This is a genomic window from Streptomyces sp. RGM 3693, from assembly GCF_050471125.1.
GTDB lineage: Bacteria > Actinomycetota > Actinomycetes > Streptomycetales > Streptomycetaceae > Streptomyces.
The window spans coordinates 916,603-933,445 of record NZ_JBMPPQ010000001.1 but is presented as its reverse complement, the minus strand read 5'-3'; the positions used below and the strand labels follow the sequence as shown (position 1 = coordinate 933,445).

The window sequence follows — 16,843 nt, the reverse complement described above, 5'->3', positions numbered from 1 at the left end:
AAGATCCGGGACGGCACCTTACCTGGGGTTACGCGCTGCGGTCAGCCTCCGGCGACGCCAGATCACGAGCGGGACCGCGCCGGCCAGGCCCAGTGCGGCCGGAGCCGCACCCATTGCCTTGTTGATCCCGGACTGGTCGAAGGTGTCCGGTACGGGGAGGGTTGCCCAGCGGTTGATCGGCCAGGCGATGGTGAAGGCGCGGCCGACGACCTCGTCCTCGGAGACGGTGCCGTTGCCCTTGAGGTTCTGGTGGTACCGGGAGTCGAGGGAGTCGTCGCGGTGGTCACCCATCACCCAGATCCGCCCCTTGGGAACGTGGATCGGGCCGAACGGGCGGTCACCACAGGGGGTGGCGCCGGGGAAGACGTAGGAGTCTTCCTTCAGGGCCTTGCCGTTGACCTTGACGGGGCCGACGCCCTGGCATTCGACGGTGTCTCCGCCGACCGCGATGACCCGCTTGATCAGGTCCTTCTCCTCGGCCGAAGGCATCAGGCCGATGAAGCTGAGGACCTTCTGGACGGGGTTGGGCTGCGGCGTGGGCGTCTCGTTGAGCCAGCCACCCGGGTCGTGGAAGACGACGACCTCGCCGCGCTGCGGCTTGGCACCGAACCACGGCGTCAGCTTGTCGACCAGCACCCGGTCCCCGCGCTGGAGGGTGTCCTGCATGGAGTCGGACGGGATGGAGAACGCCTGCACCAGGAACGTCTTGATCAGCAGGGCCAGGAGCAGGGCGATGCCGATGAGGATCGGCAGTTCCTTCCAGAAGGCACGCGGCTTCTTGCCTTTGGTCACGCTGCCGGTCGCCTCCTCGTCGGCCTCTGCATCCGACGGCTTCGATAGATCGGTGCGCGGCCGACCGGGTGCGGACCCGCCTGACTGCGCCTGTGGCTGATGTACGGAACTCATCGCCTGCTGCGCGGACTCACCGCGCCCCGCGGGCTCTTCGGGCTCTTCGGTTCCGGACCGCGCGCCGACCGCCAAGTCCCCCACATCTGCTCCTCACTCCGCGCTCTCGCCCGCCCGTCAACCGGTGCAGGCCCACCACTCCCATAACGAGCGGGAGTTCCGCAGGGGTCGGGAGTACGGTCAAACTCTCGGATGACACCCTATGCGCTGTGCCCCCTGCCGCCGCCTTCGCGCCCGGCGCGTCGTGCACGGTGGCGAAGGTGTCGGGCTCGTTGAGGAACTGCCAGTGGCTGAACGGCCAGGCAATGAGCACGGCCCGGCCCACGACGTTGTCCTCCGAGACCGTGCCGCGGTACGGCTCGTCCAGGTGGTAGCGCGAGTCCGCCGAGTTGGAGCGGTGGTCGCCCATGACGAAGATCCGTCCGGTGGGGACGTTCACCGTGAACTTCAGCTCAGAGGGCGGGTTTCCGGGGTGCACGTACGGCTCGGTGAGCGGGGTGCCGTTGACCGTGACCCGACCCTTGGTGTCGCAGCAGCGGACGGTGTCGCCGCCGACCGCTACCACGCGTTTGATCAGGTCCTGCTCGTTGGCGGACGGCAGCAGTCCGATGAAGGTCAGGACGTCGTTGATCGGGCCGGATCCCCCCGTGGACTGGTTCTGCTCGCCCTTGAGCCAACCGCCGGGGTCCTTGAAGACGACGACGTCACCGCGGTGCGGCTTGGCGCCGAACCACGGGGTGAGCTTGTCGACAAGTACCCGGTCGCCGATCTTGATGGTCTGTTCCATGGAGCCGGACGGGATCACGAACGCCTGGACCAGGAAGGTCTTCAGGACCAGCGCGATGGCCAGCGCCACCCCGACGAGGATCGGGATTTCTTTGAGGTAGGAGCGACGCCTGCGGCGCTTGATGCGCTGGGCCTGGCGGCGCCGCTCGGCCCGCCCGCCGGTCGCCGGCTGGGAGCTCGGCGCACCGTCGGCCTCTGCTGCCCCGCCGGCGGTGTCGTACATCCCGTCGTCGGGGGTGTCCTCGCGCCCGTGGCGGGGGCGTCCACGGTTACCCACGGGGGCCTGCCGGTGCCGGTATACGAGCGAGGGCTCCGGGGGTGCTGAGGGTGCTCCACCGGTCGAACGGCCAACTGATCAGGTCGGCACGGCCGATGACCTGGTCGACCGGGACGGTCCCGCCACCGGGCTCGCCCAGGTGGTCACGGGAGTCGCTGGACCGGGTGCGGTGGTCTCCCATGACCCAGAGCCGGCCCTTGGGCACCACGATGTCGAAGGGGACGGCGGAGGGCGCGTCCCCGGGATGGAGATAGCCCTCGATCACCGGCACTCCGTTCACGTTGATCCGCCCCCGTTTGTCACAGCAGGTCACATGGTCCCCGCCGACACCGATGACGCGCTTGACGTAGTCGGTGTCGTCGGACCGGGCCAGGCCCAGTGCCGCGCCGGCCTTGCGCAGCAGTCCCGTGACGGGATTCTCCCCCTGCTCCCTGTGAACGAAAGATCCCGTGCCGTCGAAGACGATGACGTCGCCCCGCTGCGGGGTGGCACCGAAGCGGTACACCAGCTTGTTCACCAGGACCCGGTCGCCGACGCGCAGGGTGTTCTCCATGGAGGTGCTGGGGATCAGGAACGGCTGCGCCACGAACGTGCTGAGCAGGAACAGGAAGGCCAGACAGAGCGCGAAGAGGGTGACCGGCCGGTACCGCAGCTGCGCCACCACGGCCCGGAAACGCGCGGAGCGCGACCGCCGTTCCGACCCCTGGGCGGGGTCGGGAGCGGGGTCGCGCTCCGTGAGTTGTGCGTCGGTGTCCATGGGGCCCAGAGCCTATCCGGCCGGGCCCGGACGCCAGTCGCGAGTGTGGCCTCGCGGTGCACCGGGGCGGGATTCCGCAGCCCGGTGCGGCGCGGCTCAGCGCTCGCGCTTCTCCTTGATCTTGGCGGCCTTGCCGCGCAGCTCACGGAGGTAGTACAGCTTGGCGCGACGGACGTCACCGCGGGTGACGACCTCGATCTTCTCGACGATCGGGGTGTGCACGGGGAAGGTGCGCTCGACGCCGACCGAGAAGCTGACCTTGCGGACCGTGAAGGTCTCGCGCACGCCGGAGCCCTGGCGACGGATGACAACGCCCTTGAACTGCTGCACACGGGAGCGGTTGCCCTCGATGACGCGGACGTGGACGTTGACGGTGTCACCCGGGCGGAAGGCCGGGATGTCGCTGCGCAGGGCTGCGGAGTCGACAGAGTCGAGGAGGTTCATAACCCACTGCTTTCTTCGCTGATGCCACAGGTCATCAGCGGAATCATCGGAAAAGTTGGTTCGCTGTCGGATCGCCGGGCGGACGTCGTTCCCCCTGTGGCAGGGGCGCACGCCGGACGCAGTCAGCAGCGGCTCATTCTTCCACGGACTGACTCGTCCGCCCAAATCGGCCGTCCTCGCGCTGCGCCCAGCCCAGTGCGGCCAGGATTTCCCGGTCCTTCTTGTTGAAGGCGGCGGGGTCGGCGCGCTCGATCAGATCGGGTCGGTTGCGGTCGGTGCGGCGGAACGCCTCGTCGCGGCGCCAGCGGGCGATCTTGCCGTGGTGGCCGCTGAGCAGCACCTCGGGGATGGTGCGCTCGCGCCACTCGGGGGGCTTGGTGTAGACGGGGCCTTCCAGGAGGTCGGCCATCGCCCCGGGGGCGAAGGAGTCGTCCTGGTGGGAGGCGGCGTTGCCGAGGACACCGGGCAGGAGCCGGGCCACCGCCTCGACCATGACCAGGACCGGGGCCTCGCCGCCGGCAAGTACGTAGTCGCCGATGGAGACCTCGCGGACGTCCAGGCGGTCGCCGTACTCCTCGATGACGCGGCGGTCGATGCCTTCGTAGCGGGCCGGGGTGAACACCAGCCAGGGCTTGCCGGAGAGTTCGACGGCGAGTTCCTGGGTGAAGGGGACGCCGCTGGGGGTGGGGACGACGAGGACGGGGGTGCCTTCACCGGACGCCAGGACGTGGTCGAGCGCCTCGCCCCACGGTTCGGGCTTCATGACCATGCCGGGGCCGCCGCCGTAGGGGGTGTCGTCCACGGTGTTGTGCTTGTCGTGGGTCCACTCCCGCAGGTCGTGGATGCGGACGTCGAGCTGTCCGCGGGCGCGGGCCTTGCCGACCAGCGAGACGTTCAGCGGTTCGAGGTATTCGGGGAAGATCGTGACGACGTCGAGCCGCATCAGCTGTCCTCGCGGCTGGAGGCGATCTCGGCCTGGGCCTCGTCGAGGAGTCCGGGCGGCGGGTCGATGACCGCGCGCTGCTCTTCCAGGTCGATCTCGGGCACGATCTCGGTGACGAACGGGATCATGACCTCGCCGCCCTCGGGGCGGGCGACGATCAGCAGGTCCTGGTAGGGCAGGTGGGAGACCTCGGTGATCCGGCCGACGGCGGTGCCGTCGCGGGTGACGACGTCGAGGTCGATCAGCTGGTGGTCGTAGAACTCCTCGGGATCCTCGGGGAGTTCCTCGGGGTCGATCTCGGCGATCAGCAGGGTGTTGCGGAGCGCCTCGGCGGCGGTGCGGTCCGCGACGCCCTCGAAGCGCAGCAGCAGCCGGCCACTGTGGACCCGGCCGGTGGCGATGGTCAGCGGCCCGACGGAGGACGGGTCGGTGGCGAGGACGGCGCCCGGGCCGAGCCGGAGTTCCGGTTCGTCGGTGCGCACCTCTACGGTGACCTCGCCCTTGATGCCGTGAGCGCGGCCGATCCGGGCCACTACCAGCTGCACTGTGCTCCCTCTTTGCTGCTAAACCGTCGCCGCTCTCGCGGACGTGGCTGAGGAACGCCGTGGTTCCTCATGTGATGGTGACGGTCGTGGATCCGATGGGGGTGGTGGACGGGGATCCGACACGGGTACCCGTGGTTCCACGATCACATATCGACGCGGGCCGGGGACGACCCGAAGGTCCTCCCCGGCCCGAGCCGGTGTTCAACTTGATCAGCGAACTTGGTCGACGTCGACGAGGTCGACGCGGATGCCCCGGCCGCCGATGGCGCCGACGACGGTCCGCAGTGCGCGGGCGGTCCGGCCGTTGCGGCCGATCACCTTGCCGAGGTCGTCGGGGTGGACCCGGACCTCCAGCACGCGCCCGCGACGCAGGGTGCGCGAGGCTACCTGCACGTCATCGGGGTTGTCGACGATGCCCTTGACGAGGTGCTCAAGGGCCTCCTCAAGCACGCTCAGTCCTCGGAGGACTCAGAGGTGGACTCGGCCGCGGCCTCGTCCGCCTTCTTGTCGGCCTTCTTCGCCTTCGGGGTGATGGCCTCACCCTTCGGCTCGTCACCGGAAGCCTTGGCGGCGGCCTCGAAGAGGGCGCGCTTGTCGGCCTTCGGCTCGGCAACCTTCATCGGCGCGGGGGCCGGCAGACCCTTGAACTTCTGCCAGTCGCCGGTGACCTTGAGGATGGCCAGAACGGGCTCGGTCGGCTGGGCGCCGACGCCCAGCCAGTACTGCGCGCGCTCCGAGTCGACCTCGATGCGGGAGGGGTTCTGCACCGGGTGGTACAGGCCGATCTCCTCGATCGCGCGACCGTCCCGGCGGGTGCGGGAGTCGGCGACAACGATGCGGTAGTGAGGCGCGCGGATCTTGCCCAGACGCTTCAGCTTGATCTTGACTGCCACTGGAGTGGTGTCTCCTGGTCTTGACGTGGTGGGGCACAACGAGATGCCACGTGGGGTTGCGGTACTCGGGGGCCCCGATGGACGCGTCAGCCGGAGGAGAGAGGGGTCCTATGCGACTGTCGAGTACAGCTGGCAATTGTGCCACACACCCGGAGGTCAGCCGACCGCGGCCACCTCGGGGATCCGGAAGGGCTTCCCGCAGCCGCCGCAGACGATCGGAGCCTGGGCCAGCACGGACGGGACGACCCGGACGTTGCGCCCGCAGTCGCAGACGGCTTTGACGCGGACGCCGCCTCCGGAGGAGCCGTGCCGGGCGGCCGGACCGCGGAAGCTGCGGGTGGTGTCGGTGGCGGTGGCGGCACTGTGGGCCTTGAGGGCTCTGGTGAGCCGTTCGATGGTGGGGCGGTAGCGCCGTCTCGCCTCGGGGTTGAGCGTGACCAGCGAGAAGCCGCTGCTGGGGTGCGGCTCGTCGGTGTGGTCCAGGCCCAGCTCCTCGGCGATCGCCAGGAACCGGCGGTTGTGGTAGCGGCCTGCCCGGGAGGTGTCGCGGATGCCGCGGGCGGCGGCGATGCCGTGGACTGCCTCATGGAGCAGCCGTTCGAAGGAGAGTTCGGCGCCGCAGGCGGACGAGGACTCTCCGATCAGGGACTCGGGCGCGGCCAGGTCCGGCAGCTCGGGGTGGTGCCGTTGAATGTCGGCCCACGCGAGCGCCAGCTCGGCGGCGAGAACAGGCGGTGTCGTGCTCACGTCGTGACAACGAGCCGGAGTCGCCCAGTGTTCCGATTCCGGGGCATCCCAAATAATTTGCACGTACCGGTCAGTTTCTGGGCATGCGGCATGGCCCGTACGTGGTGCGCCGATCTGCGGAGAAGACGCCCGCGGGCGGCAAGCCGGTACGTAGGGCGCGTACCCCCGCGTACACCGCATGGCGTAAGACGCCGCGCGCCGGGGCACGGGACGCGCGGCGATGTTACCGGCGGCACGAAAGGCTGCGGGCCTCGGCCCCGCCCCTCCACCGTAGGGCAGCGGGAACGGGCGGCCGTCGGCGGGGATCCCGCGGTCGGCGCGCCGGGCGGCGGGCACTGCCGTGGCGGGACCGCACTCCCCAAGGCACCCTGGAACGGCGCTCCGGGAGCACGGAGGCCGGCGCACACAGGGGCGCGCGGGAGCCAAACCCCGGCGCACCCTCTGGACGGCCGGTCGGAAGCGCAGTTGTCTGGATCGCGGGGGCGCACAACGTTCGGAAACACGGGGGCGGACGGTACTGATCAGCTTCGGGTTCTCGGCGAATAGGGGCGCTATCGATGTCACCCACGCTCGTGCGGCACCAGCTTCCGAACACCGGGACCGGGCACGCTGAAGGCTCGGCCGCGCCGGTCGGCACCCGCGCCCGCGACTGGGCGGAGATCCAGGAACGGATGCTGGTGCCCCTCTACGAAGCCGCGTACGACCGGCTGGGTGTCGGCCCCGGCACCCGGCTGCTGGGTCTGGGCTGCGGGTCCGGGCTGGCGCTGCTGCTCGCGGCGGCGCGCGGGGCACAGGTCAGCGGTGTGGACGCGGACGAGTGCCGGCTGGAGCTGGCGCGCGAGCGGCTCACACCGGACGGGATGCCGGAGGTCACCCGGCTGGTCAGCGGCGGACTGGTCGATGCGGCACCCAAGGACGCGGCGTTCACTGTGATCACGGCGTTCCACCCGGTGGGCTGCGGTGGCGGCGCCGAGGAGGTGACCGGGGCACTGGCCTCGGCGGCGGCGATGGCCGAGCGCGGCAGTGCGGTGGTGCTGGGCGGTTGGGGCCCGGTGGAACGGTGTGCGGCGGCCGGGGTGCTGCGGGTGGCGGAGCGGCTGACCGCCCGGACTGCGGGCTTCGACGCGGGCTGGCGGCCGGCCGGGCGGGACGACCTGGAGGAGTTGGCGGACCGGGCGGGGCTGCGGCCCGACGGATCGGGGCGGGTGGCCTGCCCGTTCGGGTACGCGGACATGGCGAGCGCGGTGCGCGGGATGCTGTCGACCGGGCTGTTCGACGCGGCGCTGGAGGTGGCCGGGCCGCGACAGGTGGAGAAGGAGCTGGCCGAGGCGCTCCATCCGTATCAGCGGGCGGACGGAACGGTCTGGATGGCGAACGTCTTCCGGTACCTGATCGCGCGGACCCGCTAGCCGGGGCCCGGTGCACAACGGCCGAGCCCCCGACCATCCAGAGGTGGTCGGGGGCTCGGCCGTTGGTGCCGTACGGGCGCCGCTTTAGTTCATGAACTTCTTGAACTCCTCGGGGAGTTCGAAGTTCTGCGGGTCCTGGCCGCCCTGCGGAAGGCCGAGCGGGTTGCCGGCCGCGGCCGCCTCGCGGCGTGCCACCTCGGCCTCCTCGTCGGCCTTGCGCTTCATCGGGTTGCCGCTCTTGCGCTTGCCCTTGGCCTGCTTGATCTGCTTCTTCTTCCGGCCGGCGCCGCCGCCCATGCCCGGGATGCCGGGCATACCGGGCATGCCGCCGCCCTGGGCCATCCGCGACATCATCTTGCGCGCGTCGAAGAACCGCTCGACGAGGTTCTTGACGGTGCTGACGTCAACACCGGAACCCCGGGCGATACGGGCCCGGCGCGACCCATTGATGATCGTCGGGTCCTGGCGCTCGCCCGGCGTCATCGACTTGATGATCGCGGCCGTGCGGTCGACCTCGCGCTCGTCGAGGTTGTTGATCTGGTCCTTCATCTGCGCCATGCCGGGCAGCATGCCGAGGAGCTTGGAGATGGAGCCCATCTTGCGGACCTGCTCCATCTGGGCCAGGAAGTCGTCGAGCGTGAACTCCTTGGGGCCCTTCGCCAGCTTGGCCGCCATCTTCTCGGCTTCTTGCTGGCTGAAGGTCTGCTCGGCCTTCTCGATGAGCGAGAGCATGTCGCCCATGCCGAGGATGCGGGACGCCATGCGGTCCGGGTGGAACGCGTCGAAGTCGTCCAGCTTCTCGCCGTTGGAGGCGAACATGATCTGCTTGCCGGTGACGTGCGCGATGGAGAGCGCGGCACCACCGCGGGCGTCGCCGTCCAGCTTGGACAGCACCACGCCGTCGAAGCCCACGCCGTCGCGGAACGCCTCGGCGGTGTTGACCGCGTCCTGGCCGATCATGGCGTCGACGACGAAGAGGACCTCGTCCGGGCTGACCGCGTCCCGGATGTCCGCGGCCTGCTGCATCATCTCGGTGTCGATGCCGAGGCGGCCGGCAGTGTCGACGACGACGACGTCGAACTGCTTGGCGCGGGCGTACTCGATCGAGTCCTTGGCCACCTGGACCGGGTCGCCGACGCCGTTGCCCGGCTGGGGGCCGTAGAACGCGACGCCGGCGCGCTCGGAGACGACCTGGAGCTGGTTGACGGCGTTGGGGCGCTGGAGGTCACAGGCGACCAGCAGCGGGGCGTGGCCCTGGCTCTTGAGCCAGCGGCCGAGCTTGCCGGCGAGGGTGGTCTTACCGGCGCCCTGGAGGCCGGCGAGCATGATCACCGTCGGGGGCTGCTTGGCGAAGCGGAGGCGCCGGGTCTCGCCGCCGAGGATGCCGACGAGCTCCTCGTTGACGATCTTGATGATCTGCTGGGCCGGGTTCAGCGCCTGGCTGACCTCGGAGCCGAGCCCGCGCTCCTTGACCTGCTTGATGAAGGCACGGACGACCGGCAGGGCGACGTCGGCTTCCAGCAGGGCGATCCGGATCTCGCGCGCGGTGGCGTCGATGTCCGCCTCGCTCAGGCGGCCCTTGCCCCGGAGGTTTTTGAAAGTACTCGCCAAGCGGTCGGAAAGCGTATCGAACACGGCGGTCGTCGATCCTCGGGGTCGGGGGCTTAGGTCCAGTCGGCTTCTAGGGTATCCGGCCACGCAAGTGACTCCGTCGTGGCCCGCTCCGCTCCGGTGCACCGGGCGCCGCCGGGGGCGTCCCGGAGCGCGGCGTGCCCGGCACTACTGGAGCGCGGTTTCGATCGCCTCGGCCACCTTGTAGGCCACCGGATCGGGCAGCGGTGCCCCGTCCGGGCCCGTGACGTAGAAGGCGTCGACGGCATTCGCGCCCAGCGTGCTGATGTGGGCGCTGCGCACGCAGACCCCCGCCGCGTCCAGGGCCCGACCGATCCGGTGCAGCAGTCCGTGCGCGTCCTGGGCGCGGATCTCGATGACGGTGGCGGTACGGGAGCTGCCGGCGGCGACGGTGACGCGGGGCGGCGGGGCCAGGACGGTGCGGGAGCGGCGGGCGTAGGCGCGTTCGCGTTCGGCGAGGCGGTCGGGGACGTCCAGGGAACCGTCCAGGGCGCGGATCAGGTCGGCGCGGAGCCGGCCGGCCTCGGGCAGCGAGCCGTATTCGGCGGCGACCCGCCAGCTCAGCAGCAGCACCGGGCCCTGGCCGATGGGGTCCAGGGTGCGCAGGTCGGCGGCGCGAACGGTGAGGCGGTGCAGGGCCAGCACGCCGGCCGCGGCGGGTAGTACGCCGGGCTGGTCGGGGACGACGATGAGGAGCTCCACGCCGACCGGTTCCCGGCCGGTGGCCCCGGTGGCGTCGCCGGTGGGTTCGGTGGGGCCGTCCGCGGTGCCGGGCGGGCCGCCCTCGGGGCGGCTGCGGAGCGTCAGCACCGGGCCGCCGGTGCGGCCGGCCTCGATGGCCAGGCGCTCCTGTTCGGCGGTGGGGACGTCGGTGTCGCGGGGGTCCGGCGCGGGCTGCCCGGCGAGCCGGTCAGCGACGCGCTGGACGAGGGCGGCGACGAGGCCGGCGCGCCAGGAGCTCCACGCGGCGGGCCCGGTAGCGAGCGCATCGGCCTCGGTGAGGGCGTGCAGCAGTTCCAGGGGGCCGGGGCTGCCGACGGCGTCGGCGACCGCGCCGACGGTCTCCGGGTCGTCCAGGTCGCGCCGGGTGGCGGTCTCGATGAGCAGGAGGTGGTGTCGGACGAGGGTGGCGATCACCGCGGTGTCGCCGGGGCCGAAGCCGAGCCGGGCGGCCACGTCGCGGGCGATGGTCTCGCCGGCCACCGCGTGGTCGCCGGGCCAGCCCTTGCCGATGTCGTGCAGCAGGGCGGCGACCAGCAGCAGGTCGGGCCGGTGGACGCTGCGGGTCAGCGCGGCGGCGCGGACCGCGGTCTCGACCAGGTGGCGGTCCACGGTCCAGGTGTGCACGGGGTTGCGCTGGGGGCGGCAGCGGACGCGTTCCCAGTCGGGCAGGAGGCGGGCGATGACCCCCTCGGCCTCCAGTGCCTCCCATACGGGCACGGTGTGCGCGCCCGCGCCGAGGAGGGTGACCAGTTGTTCGCGGGCCTCGGCCGGCCAGGGCACCGGCAGCGGTGCGGCGGCGGCGCAGCGGCGGATCGCGTGGGTGGCCAGCGGCAGCCCGGCCTGGGCGGCGGCGGCCGCGGCGCGCAGCAGCAGGACGGGGTCCCGTTCGGGGCGGGCGGTGCGGGCCAGTACCGCTTCGCCGTCGAGTTCGACGACGCCGTCGGCGAGCGGTGAGCGTTCGCCGCGGCCGGCGGTGCGGCCGGGCAGCAGCCCGCGCAGCACCGGTTTGACGGACCGGGCGCGCAGCACCCGGCCGACCTCGCGCCAGGTGACGTCGGCGGCGTAGGCGATGGTGCGGGCGGATTCGTAGGTCCGGCGCAGCAGGGCGTCCGCGTCGAGCAGGCCGAGGGCGCCGGCAACCTGGTCCTGCTCCTGGAGGGAGAGCCGGTCGGTGGCGCGCCCGGTGGTGAGGTGGAGGGCGTCGCGGGTGTTGAGGAGCTGGGTGCGGGCGGCCTCCAGTCCACCGCGGGGGGCGTCGGCGAGCCAGGAGGCGGCGATGGCTCGCAGTGCGGTGGCGTCCCGTAGGCCGCCGTGCGCCTCCTTGAGGTCGGGTTCGAGGAGGTATTGGAGTTCGCCTTGGCGGGCGGCGCGCTCCTGGCAGAGTTCGCGGAGTTCGGGCAGCCGCTTGGGGGCGCATTCCCGCCAGTCGGCGTAGGCGGCGGTGCGGACCGCGGCGGTCAGCTCGGGGTCCCCGGCGATGTGGCGGGCGTCGAGCAGGCCCAGCTGCACCTTGAGGTCGTCGCGGGCGGCGCGGCGGGCTTCGGCGGGGGTGCGGACGGAGTGGTCGAGGTCCAGGCCGAGGTCCCAGACGGGGTACCAGAGGCGGTCGGCGAGGGTGGCGAGGTCGGCGGTGGCGGCGCGGCCGTCGTGCAGCAGGAGGAGGTCGAGGTCGCTGCGCGGGGAGAGCTCGGCGCGGCCGTAGCCGCCGACGGCGACCAGTGCGGTGCCGCCGGCCCCGGGATCCGCCCCGGCCAGCAGGGCGGCGAGCCAGTCGTCGGTGAGCCCGGCGAGGGCGGCGCGGCGGTCGGGTCCGCTGGGGGCCTGGGAGGTGGGGACCTGGAGGAGCCGCAGTCGGGCGGCGGGGTAGCCGCCGCCCGGGCCGTCTCCGGGGACGGCGGCGGGGTCCGCGGTGTGCTCGGGGCTCTCGGTCAACTCGGGCTCTCCTCGGTCGTGTTGTCCCCCGCGGCGCTCCTGTCGTCCCCCGCCGCCCTCGGCCGGCGACTCACAGTGCGTCGGGTCCGCGCTCCCCGGTCCGCACGCGCACCGCCTCCTCCACGGGGACGCTCCACACCTTCCCGTCGCCGATCTTGCCGGTGCGGGCGGCCTTGACCACGACCTCCACCAGCTCCTCGGCGTCCGCGTCCTCGACGAGCACCTCGATGCGGATCTTGGGCACCAGGTCGACGGTGTACTCGGCGCCCCGGTACACCTCGGTGTGCCCGCGCTGCCGTCCGTAGCCGCTGGCCTCGGTGACAGTGAGGCCGTGTACGCCGAACGCCTGGAGGGCGTCCTTCACCTCGTCGAGCCGGTGCGGCTTGATTACTGCCGTGATGAGCTTCACGCGTCCACCTTCTTGGTCAGGGAATCGCCGAGTGCCGTGGTCCTACGGGCCGCCGTGCCGCCGCCCGCGCCGGCGAAGTCGTACGCGGTCTCGGCGTGCGCGGCCTGGTCGACGCCGGCGATCTCCTCGTCCTCGCCGACCCGGAAGCCCATCACCAGGTCGATGGCCTTGGCAAGGACGTACGAGACGACCAGCGAGTACAGCAGGACGCAGACCACTCCGACGGCCTGTTTGCCGAGCTGGCCGAAGCCGCCCCCGTAGAAGAGGCCCTTGGCGTCGCTCTGCACGCCGCCGGTGGCGAACAGGCCGATCAGCAGCGAGCCGACGATGCCGCCGACGAGGTGGACGCCGACGACGTCGAGTGAGTCGTCGTAGCCGAACTTGTACTTGAGGCCGACGGCCATGGCACAGAGCACGCCGGCGATCACGCCGATCGCGATGGCGCCGAGCGGGCTGACCGCGCCGCAGGCGGGGGTGATGGCGACCAGTCCGGCGACCGCGCCGGAGGCCGCGCCGAGGGTGGTGAACGAGCCGTGCCGGAGCTTCTCGTAGGCGAGCCAGCCGAGCATCGCGGCGGCGGTGGCGACCTGGGTGTTGACGAAGGCGACCGCGGCGATGCCATCGTCGTTGTTGAGCCAGGAGCCGGCGTTGAAGCCGAACCAGCCGAACCACAGCAGACCGGCGCCGAGCATCACCAGCGGCAGGCTGTGCGGCCGCATAGGGTCCTTCTTGAAGCCGATGCGCTTGCCGACGACGAGGATCACGCCGAGCGCGGCGGCACCGGCGTTGATGTGGACGGCGGTGCCGCCGGCGAAGTCGATCACGCCGAGTTTGAAGAGCCAGCCGCCGTCGCCCCACACCCAGTGGGCGACCGGGAAGTAGACGACGGTGACCCACAGGGCGATGAACAGCGCCCAGGCGGTGAACTTCACCCGGTCGGCGAGGGCACCGCTGATCAGCGCCGGGGTGATCACCGCGAACATCAGCTGGAAGACGGCGAAGACGTAGATGGGGATGGTGGTGGTGCCCCACAGCTGGGTCAGGCCGATGTGGCCGAGGCCGGCGAAGTCGCTGTTCCAGCCGATGATGCCGCCGGTGTCGGTGCCGAAGGCGAGCCCGAAGCCGTAGAGCACCCACAGGATCGTGACGATGCCCAGGCTGATGAAGCTCATCATCAGCATGTTCAGGACACTCTTGACCCGGACCATGCCGCCGTAGAAGAAGGCCAGGCCGGGGGTCATGAGCATCACCAGCGCGGAGCAGATGAGCATGAACCCGGTGTTGGCGGCGCTGAGCGTAGCTTTTTCCGCGAGGCCGTCTGCGAGCGTAAGGATGCCTGGGGGCATCGGCGTCTCCTCGTCGTCGATGCGGCCCGTGCGGGTGTGGGGTGGGCCGGCTTCGCGATGAGGTTGTCGCAGCGCCGTTTCGGCCAAACCTTGTCGGTGTTTCACCGGGGTGACGAAGCCGTCCTGCGTGTTACGCGCCGGTGAATTCCGAGGTCGTCGCGGGCGGTCCGGTCAGCCCGCCACGGCGGATTCCGGGAGCTGGCGGGAGAGCTCGTCGCTGAGCTGGATCACCTCGGTGACGTTGCCGAATTCCCGGACCGCGGTGTCCACCGTTTTGCGCAACCGGGTGTTGACCCGTTCGGACCGGACCTGCCGGGCGAACGGTATCGCCTGCTGGGCCATCACGGCGCACGCCTCGGGCTCCTTCTGGAGCAGGTGGACGGTGGCCATCCCGATCAGGTTGAGCGCGTACGAGCGCTGGTGCTCGGAGTCCTTGCCGAACAGTTCGACGGCGCGCTGCATGACGGGTTCTGCGAGCGAGGCGTAGGTGGGGCTGCGGCCGGCCACGTAGGCGAGGTCGCGGTAGGAGTGGGCGTTCTCGGCGTTGAGCTCGGCCTCGGAGAAGAAGCGGATCCAGTCCGGCTCCGGCTCGCCGGGGGCGACGTCGGAGAAGGTGTCCTCGGCCATCCGCACCGCCCGCTTGACCTTGCTGGGCTGGCCCATGCCGGCGTAGGCGCGGGCCTCCATCGCATACAACATGGCCTGGGTGCGCGGGGTGGCGGTCTCCCGGCTGCCGTACTGGGCGAGGTGGATCAGCTCCAGCGCGTCGTCGGGCCGGCCGAGGTGGATCATCTGCCGGCTCATGCTGGAGAGGATGTACGAGCCCAGGGGGCGGTCGCCGGCCTCCTTGGAGGCGTGCAGGGCGAGGACGAAGTACTTCTGGGCGGTCGGCTGGAGGCCGATGTCGTAGCTCATCCAGCCGGCGAGTTCGGCGAGTTCGGCGGCGACCTTGAACAGCCGCTGGGCGATCTCCGGCGACTGGGGTTCCTGGAGCAGGTCGGTGACCTCGTGGAGCTGGCCGACCACCGCCTTGCGCCGCAGGCCGCCGCCGCACTGGGCGTCCCACTGCCGGAACATCGCGGTGGTCGCCTCCAGCAGCTCCAGCTCGGGGTGGGAGAGACGGGCCGGGCGCCGGGCCCGGTCGGACGGCATCGCGGCCTCACCCCGGACGGCGGGCACCGGCACCAGCCAGCGCTGCATCGGCTCGATGAGGGTGGGGCCGGCGGCGAGGGCGAGGGAGGTGCCCAGGAAGCCGCGGCGGGCCAGCATCAGGTCGCTGCGGGTGAACTCGCTGATGAGGTTGACCGTTTGGGGACCGGCCCAGGGGAGGTCGACACCGGAGACGGAGGGCGACTGGTGGGCCGAGCGCAGTCCCAGCTCCTCGATGCCGACCACGCAGCCGAAGCGTTCGGAGAAGAGTTCGGAGAGGATCCGCGGGATGGGTTCCCGGGGCTGCTCGCCGTCCAGCCAGCGGCGCACCCGGGAGGTGTCGGTGCTGATGTGGTGGGCGCCCATCTGGCGCGCCCGACGGTTGACCTGCCGGGCCAACTCGCCCTTGGACCAGCCGCTGCGCAGGAACCACGAGCCCAACTGCGCGTTGGGACGTTTGGCAGTGTCCGAGGAGTCCCTGCCGTCCCTGCTGTCCCTGCCGTCCGTGCCGTTGGAGCCGGCGGTGTCGCCCGTGCCGCCCACAGGAATGCCCCCATTCCGATAGCGCTTGTCCGCGAACCCCCCACAGGATGCCGCCTGTTGCGGCGCCCGTTCCGCGCTACATCTACCCGACCGCGGAATCCGGCCACACCTCCGGTCGCCGCCTGGTCGCGTTGCCACCGGCATACCCGTGCGAAGAATGCCGCTCCGGGGTTCGTGCACCGAAAGTAATCCTACGATCACGCCCGTCGGGAGGGCGATTACGGAAACGCCACCATTCGCCACCCCTTTGCGTGAACTCCCCGGCCGCCTCTCGCGATTGACTTGACACAGGTCGTACGGGGACAGGCGGAGCGGAGCACGCCGAGGCGCGCGCACCGCATCGCACCACCCGGCGTACGACGGCACACCACCGGCACCGCGGACCGCCGACGGAGCGTGAACACCAGAGTGAAGAACCGTCTCCTCGTCAACACCCCGACTCGTAACCACTCGTACGCACCACCCGTTGGAGGGGGCATGGGTTTCACGATCGGCGGCATCCGGGACCTCCGTTCCGGTTCGCGCCGTCGCGTCCGCTCGGCCGAGGGCACCGCGGTGGCGGAGTACACGGGGCTGTGGGGCTGGGACGTCGTCCCGGGGGCCCGCGCGGTCCGGGCCGGTGACCGGACGGACTGCTCGTGCGGGGCCGCGGACTGCTCGTCCCCGGGCGCCCATCCGCTCTCCTTCGGCCGGGAACTGCCGGCCGGCGCGACGCTGGAGAAGGCGCTGGCCGCCTGGGCGGAGACGCCGGGCGCGGCGGTGCTGCTCCCGGTGGGCCGGTCCTTCGACGTCCTCGACGTGCCGGAGGACGTCGGCCGGGGCGCGCTGGTGCGGCTGGAGCGGATGGGTCTGCCGCTGGGTCCGGTGGCGGCCACGCCGACCGGGCGGGCCCTGTTCCTCGTCGCCCCGGGGGCGGCCGCCGCGCTCCCCGACCTCCTCTACCGCATGGGGTGGGACGACGCGGATCTGGACCTGCGTCCGCTGGGGCACGGTGACCACATCACCGCGCCGCCGTCCGACCTAGGCGGCCACGGGCCGATGCGCTGGCTGCGCCCGCCGACCCTGGAGGCCGCCGGCCGGCCGCCGCAGGCCCGGCTGCTCCTGGGGACGCTGGCGTATGTGTGCAACAGGTCGGCGGGCGGCCGGGCGGCCTCCGATCCTGCGGTGTCCGGCCCGTCGGTGTGCTGAGCCGGGGCAAATCGTTTCGCCGTCGGGTCGGGGCACCGACGGGGGTGGCGCGGGGCGGTGGTCCCGCGCGGCCCTCGCCTGCGGTAGCGACCGCGCGCCCGGCCCGCCGCACCGCCGGTACGCACCACCCGTCCGTATGGGCCCGATGTGTCCGCCACCGGCACCGGTCCGGCGTCTTGGCTTGATCCAAACGCTGCGGGCCCTCCGGACGCTG

Annotated in this window: 16 protein-coding genes; 2 read left to right on the top strand and 14 right to left on the bottom strand. The window is 71.6% G+C overall.

Features of this window, described 5'->3' with window-relative positions; genetic code table 11:
• Positions 1-18: 18 nt before the first annotated feature.
• The 9 genes from lepB (ACO0M4_RS03975) to ACO0M4_RS03935 form a co-directional block, all read right to left on the bottom strand.
• Positions 19-981: a signal peptidase I gene (gene lepB / locus ACO0M4_RS03975; protein ID WP_430371231.1), complete on the bottom strand. Its 963-nt coding sequence runs from the start codon at positions 979-981 to the stop codon at positions 19-21.
• Entirely contained in the window at positions 923-1,969 is a 1,047-nt protein-coding gene (lepB, locus tag ACO0M4_RS03970; RefSeq protein WP_430368205.1) for a signal peptidase I, read from the bottom strand. Before lepB (ACO0M4_RS03970) ends, lepB (ACO0M4_RS03975) begins: the two co-directional genes overlap by 59 nt.
• A complete protein-coding gene (gene lepB / locus ACO0M4_RS03965) occupies positions 1,962-2,726 on the bottom strand; it encodes a signal peptidase I (RefSeq protein WP_430368204.1) in 765 nt (254 codons plus the stop codon). The genes lepB (ACO0M4_RS03970) and lepB (ACO0M4_RS03965) overlap by 8 nt, the downstream gene beginning before the upstream one ends.
• Positions 2,727-2,822: 96 nt before the next feature.
• A complete protein-coding gene (gene rplS, locus ACO0M4_RS03960) occupies positions 2,823-3,170 on the bottom strand; it encodes a 50S ribosomal protein L19 (protein WP_430368203.1) in 348 nt (115 codons plus the stop codon).
• Positions 3,171-3,303: 133 nt separating this feature from the next.
• A complete protein-coding gene (gene trmD / locus ACO0M4_RS03955; protein ID WP_430368202.1) occupies positions 3,304-4,113 on the bottom strand; it encodes a tRNA (guanosine(37)-N1)-methyltransferase TrmD in 810 nt (269 codons plus the stop codon).
• A complete protein-coding gene (gene rimM / locus ACO0M4_RS03950; RefSeq protein WP_430368201.1) occupies positions 4,113-4,658 on the bottom strand; it encodes a ribosome maturation factor RimM in 546 nt (181 codons plus the stop codon). Before rimM ends, trmD begins: the two co-directional genes overlap by 1 nt.
• A gap of 210 nt (positions 4,659-4,868) precedes the next feature.
• Positions 4,869-5,108 carry an RNA-binding protein gene (locus ACO0M4_RS03945; RefSeq protein WP_003980229.1) on the bottom strand — a complete coding sequence of 80 codons (240 nt, stop codon included), beginning with the start codon at positions 5,106-5,108 and terminating at the stop codon, positions 4,869-4,871.
• A gap of 2 nt (positions 5,109-5,110) precedes the next feature.
• Positions 5,111-5,551: a 30S ribosomal protein S16 gene (rpsP, locus tag ACO0M4_RS03940; protein ID WP_390020845.1), complete on the bottom strand. Its 441-nt coding sequence runs from the start codon at positions 5,549-5,551 to the stop codon at positions 5,111-5,113.
• A 156-nt stretch (positions 5,552-5,707) separates the two neighbouring features.
• Positions 5,708-6,298, bottom strand: a complete 591-nt coding sequence (locus ACO0M4_RS03935; protein WP_039632402.1) for a hypothetical protein — start codon at positions 6,296-6,298, stop codon at positions 5,708-5,710.
• Positions 6,299-6,855: 557 nt separating this feature from the next.
• Between ACO0M4_RS03935 and ACO0M4_RS03930 the strand changes: the two genes are divergently transcribed.
• A complete protein-coding gene (locus ACO0M4_RS03930) occupies positions 6,856-7,707 on the top strand; it encodes a methyltransferase domain-containing protein (protein WP_430368200.1) in 852 nt (283 codons plus the stop codon).
• A gap of 84 nt (positions 7,708-7,791) precedes the next feature.
• Here ACO0M4_RS03930 and ffh read toward each other — a convergent pair whose 3' ends face one another.
• The 5 genes from ffh to nsdA all read right to left on the bottom strand — a co-directional run bounded on the left by ffh (position 7,792) and on the right by nsdA (position 15,441).
• Positions 7,792-9,342, bottom strand: a complete 1,551-nt coding sequence (ffh, locus tag ACO0M4_RS03925) for a signal recognition particle protein (protein WP_430368199.1) — start codon at positions 9,340-9,342, stop codon at positions 7,792-7,794.
• 144 nt (positions 9,343-9,486) lie between these two features.
• A complete protein-coding gene (locus tag ACO0M4_RS03920) occupies positions 9,487-11,994 on the bottom strand; it encodes a [protein-PII] uridylyltransferase (RefSeq protein WP_430368198.1) in 2,508 nt (835 codons plus the stop codon).
• 70 nt (positions 11,995-12,064) lie between these two features.
• Complete coding sequence (locus ACO0M4_RS03915) at positions 12,065-12,403, bottom strand: P-II family nitrogen regulator (protein WP_039632407.1); 339 nt, start codon at positions 12,401-12,403, stop codon at positions 12,065-12,067.
• Positions 12,400-13,749 (bottom strand): ammonium transporter, encoded by a 1,350-nt coding sequence (locus ACO0M4_RS03910; RefSeq protein WP_430368197.1) that lies wholly within the window; start codon positions 13,747-13,749, stop codon positions 12,400-12,402. The genes ACO0M4_RS03915 and ACO0M4_RS03910 overlap by 4 nt, the downstream gene beginning before the upstream one ends.
• A 171-nt stretch (positions 13,750-13,920) precedes the next feature.
• Positions 13,921-15,441: a transcriptional repressor NsdA gene (gene nsdA / locus ACO0M4_RS03905; RefSeq protein WP_430368196.1), complete on the bottom strand. Its 1,521-nt coding sequence runs from the start codon at positions 15,439-15,441 to the stop codon at positions 13,921-13,923.
• A gap of 477 nt (positions 15,442-15,918) precedes the next feature.
• On the opposite strand from nsdA, the gene ACO0M4_RS03900 reads away from it, so the two are divergent.
• Positions 15,919-16,629 (top strand): bifunctional DNA primase/polymerase, encoded by a 711-nt coding sequence (locus tag ACO0M4_RS03900; protein ID WP_430368195.1) that lies wholly within the window; start codon positions 15,919-15,921, stop codon positions 16,627-16,629.
• Positions 16,630-16,843 lie beyond the last annotated feature (214 nt).

Coding starts and splice junctions, on each gene's coding strand:
- lepB (WP_430368204.1), bottom strand. CDS start 2,726: ATGGACACCGACGCACAACTCACGGAGCGCGACCCCGCTCCCGACCCC.
- rplS (WP_430368203.1), bottom strand. CDS start 3,170: ATGAACCTCCTCGACTCTGTCGACTCCGCAGCCCTGCGCAGCGACATC.
- trmD (WP_430368202.1), bottom strand. CDS start 4,113: ATGCGGCTCGACGTCGTCACGATCTTCCCCGAATACCTCGAACCGCTG.
- ACO0M4_RS03930 (WP_430368200.1), top strand. CDS start 6,856: ATGTCACCCACGCTCGTGCGGCACCAGCTTCCGAACACCGGGACCGGG.
- ACO0M4_RS03910 (WP_430368197.1), bottom strand. CDS start 13,749: ATGCCCCCAGGCATCCTTACGCTCGCAGACGGCCTCGCGGAAAAAGCT.
- ACO0M4_RS03900 (WP_430368195.1), top strand. CDS start 15,919: ATGGGTTTCACGATCGGCGGCATCCGGGACCTCCGTTCCGGTTCGCGC.